This window comes from Vibrio sp. 1288 (assembly GCF_033344475.1).
In genome coordinates this window covers 1-675 of sequence record NZ_JAWPOX010000580.1, presented here as the reverse complement: position 1 = coordinate 675, position 675 = coordinate 1, and the positions used below count along the sequence as shown (strand labels likewise).

General features: G+C 43.6%; 1 pseudogene. It reads right to left on the bottom strand.

The features are described 5' to 3' along the window. Positions 1-582, bottom strand: a pseudogene (locus R8O11_RS28145) (cellulase family glycosylhydrolase); the annotation flags it as partial. Between the last annotated feature and the right edge of the window lie 93 nt (positions 583-675).

The window sequence follows — 675 nt, the reverse complement described above, 5'->3', positions numbered from 1 at the left end:
ATGACTAAAGATTTCCATTTCTTCGTCGTAAGCGATCTCACCCGTAGTGGTGAAAATCATGCGGTTGGTTGGCTCGTTATAGAGATCCCAAATAACGATTCTAGGGTCATTTTTGTAGGTAGAGATGATGTCGCGAATATACGCTTCGACCTCACCCCACATAGATTTGTCCATCACCACATTGCGACCAGGACTTGCTGCTGCTTGGCTATTGTGCAAATCCGGTACTGGCGCTTTTTGTTCACCAAGATAAGGATGGTCGCCCGAAAAACCGCAGTCATCCATCGGCGTGAGCATCACTTTGATTTGATTGCGTTCGCAAATATCCAGAAAGCGCTCAATTCGCGCATGTAAACCATCGCGATCCGCTTGCCAAACTATAAATGGTAAGTTGGTACGTAAAGTGTTGTAACCCACATCATGCGCCCAAGCTAACTCTTGTTCCATCACCTCAGGAGCAAAAGATTCCGCTTGCCACATCTCATTCCAGTTAACCGCTGTGCGCGGTAAATAGTTAAAGCCACGTAGCCAGCCATGCTCTTTTTGCCATTGCCACGCTTTCTCTTCCGACCATCTTTTCATCTTACTCACCTTAAAACTAAATTACTAACTAATAATATTAGCTAATATATTAATTAATAATTTAATGACTAGGTGCTCAAAGAATAAACGTGG